Here is a 2,424-nt window from a genome sequence, read left to right as displayed (position 1 = left end):
CGCGACGGGACGCCCACGGCCGCAGCCGCGGGGGAGCGGCCTCGACGACCGCGGCGGTGGCGGTGCCGACGAAGATGCCGGCCGAGATGCCCGACAGGACGCGGCCCAGCAGCAGCACCCAGGTGGCGTCCGCGACGAGGAAGACCAGGTCGCTGGCCAGCGCGAAGGCCAGGCCACCGAGCAGGAGCGGGCGTCGCCCGACGGCGTCCGACCAGCGTCCGGTGACGAGCAGCGCGGCCAGCACGCCGGCGGCGTAGACGGCGAAGATGACCGTCGACGTGCTCAGCGAGAACCCGAGCTCGGCCTGGTAGTGGGTGTACAGCGGCGTCGGCATGGTGGTGCCGAGCATGGTCACGGTGAAGGTGAGGACGAGCGCCCAGAAGGCCCGGCCTCCGCGCAGGAACGGCACCCGCACACCTTCGCACCCCGACGCTGGTCGCGCCGCCCCGGCCGGCGCCGACACGAAAAGTTCACACGCGAGTGCTGTACCGGCTGGACGGTACAGCCGTACCCTGTCGTGTGACACGCGTCACCTCGCGTGCAGCACGCATGCGCGCCGGGACCCGGCGCGCCGACGGACAGGAGCGGCCATGTCGCGCACCATCAACCAGGTAGCCGTCCTCGGCCTCGGCAAGGTCGGCGAGCTCGTCGCCACCCTGCTGGTCGAGTCGGGGTTCAAGGTCGTCGGCTTCGACGCCGCCCGCCGCGAGTGCCCGCCGTTGGAGGTGCACGTGCTCGACGCGTCCGACCGCGTCGCCCTGCGGGACGCCCTGCGCGGCGTCGACGCGGTGGTCTCGTGCCTGCCCTTCCACGCCAACATCCCGGTCGCCGAGACCGCCCACGAGCTGGGCGTCCACTACTTCGACCTCACCGAGGACGTCCCCACGACCGACCGCATCATCCAGCTCGCCGCCCAGGACGCCCGCGCGCTCATGGCCCCGCAGTGCGGCCTGGCGCCGGGCCTCGTCGGCATCGTCGCCGCCTCGCTGGCCCAGCAGTTCGACTCGCTGCGCTCGATGGAGCTCAAGGTGGGGGCGCTCCCGCAGAACCCCACCGGCCTGCTCGGCTACGCGTTCACCTGGTCGGCCGAGGGCGTGGTCAACGAGTACCTCAACGACTGCGAGGTCCTGCGCGGCGGACGGCGCCAGCTCGTCCCGGCCATGAGCGACGACGAGCGTGTCGTGCTCGGCGGCGTCGAGCTCGAGGCGTCGCTGACGTCCGGCGGGCTCGGCACGATGTGCCGCACCTACGAGGGCCACGTCGACCGGCTCGACTACAAGACGATGCGCTACCCGGGCCACTTCGCCCAGATGCGCTTCCTGTTCGACGAGCTCGGGCTGCGCGCCGATCGCGAGCTGGCCGGACGCATCCTGCAGGACGCCAAGCCGCCGGTGGACGACGACGTCGTGCACGTCCACGTCGCGGTCGAGGGTGTGCGCGACGGGCGCCCGGCCCGGGCCAACTACGTGCGCAGCTACGTCCCCATCGAGGTGGCCGGACGCACCTGGCGCGCCATCTCCTGGACGACCGCCGCGTCGTGCGTCGCCGTGGTCGAGCTGGTCGCGGACGGCGTGCTGCCCTCGTCTGGTTTCCTGAAGCAGGAGGACGTCGCGCTGGCCGACCTGCACGCCACCAAGGCCGGCGCGCTGCTCGACCGACCCACCCAGACCGGAAGGCTCGCATGACCACCTCGCTGGACGCCCTGACCACCGACCTGCTCGCCCGCCTCGGCGTCGGCGACCCGTTCGACGCGACGGCACCCTGGTCGCCCGCACCCCGGTCGACGGCAGCGAGCTCGGCCGCCTGGTCGAGCACACCGCCCAGGACGTCGCCGACGTCGTCGGCCGCTCGCACGCCACGTTCCTGCAGTGGCGCACCGTGCCGGCCCCCGTCCGTGGGCAGATGGTGCGCGAGATGGGCGCGCTGCTGCGCGAGCACAAGGAGGACCTCGGCCGGCTCGTGTCGATCGAGGCCGGCAAGATCCTGTCCGAGGGCCTCGGCGAGGTGCAGGAGATGATCGACGTCTGCGACCTCGCGGTCGGCCTGTCGCGCCAGCTGCACGGCCTCACGATCGCCTCCGAGCGGCCGGGCCACCGGATGATGGAGCAGTGGCACCCGCTGGGCGTCGTGGGCGTCGTCTCGGCGTTCAACTTCCCGGTCGCGGTGTGGTCGTGGAACTCGGCGCTGGCCCTGGTCTGCGGCGACCCGGTCGTCTGGAAGCCGTCGGAGAAGACGGTGCTCACCGCGCTGGCCTGCCGCGCGATCGCCGCCGAGGCCGCCACCGCGCCGGGGCCCCGAGGGCCTGGTCGAGGTGCTGGTCGGCGGACGCGAGGTGGGCGAGGCGCTGGCCGACGACCCGCGCGTGCCGCTCGTCTTGGCCACCGGCTCCACCCGCATGGGCAAGCAGATCGCCCCCGCGTGTCG

The 2,424-nt window shown here is 73.2% G+C and carries 3 protein-coding genes and 1 pseudogene; 3 read left to right on the top strand and 1 reads right to left on the bottom strand.

Translation table 11 applies throughout. The features are described from left to right. On the bottom strand, positions 1 to 409 hold a 409-nt coding region (locus AC2W7G_RS13775), incomplete at its 3' end, for an MFS transporter (protein ID WP_485868937.1). 181 nt (positions 410 to 590) lie between these two features. Here AC2W7G_RS13775 and AC2W7G_RS13770 point away from each other — a divergent pair. The 3 genes and pseudogenes from AC2W7G_RS13770 to AC2W7G_RS13760 form a co-directional block, all read left to right on the top strand. Next, positions 591 to 1,685: a saccharopine dehydrogenase family protein gene (locus AC2W7G_RS13770; RefSeq protein ID WP_485868936.1), complete on the top strand. Its 1,095-nt coding sequence runs from the start codon at positions 591 to 593 to the stop codon at positions 1,683 to 1,685. 76 nt (positions 1,686 to 1,761) lie between these two features. Further along, positions 1,762 to 2,220, top strand: a pseudogene (locus AC2W7G_RS13765) (aldehyde dehydrogenase family protein); the annotation flags it as partial. Between the two features lie 91 nt (positions 2,221 to 2,311). Continuing rightward, positions 2,312 to 2,424 (top strand): aldehyde dehydrogenase family protein (locus tag AC2W7G_RS13760; RefSeq protein WP_485868938.1); only part of this gene is annotated, 113 nt, incomplete at its 3' end.

The organism is Aeromicrobium sp. PFPM2_SD2 (assembly GCF_057364525.1).
The sequence above is the reverse complement of the archived record's forward strand: the minus strand, read 5'-3'. Positions and strand labels throughout refer to the sequence as shown.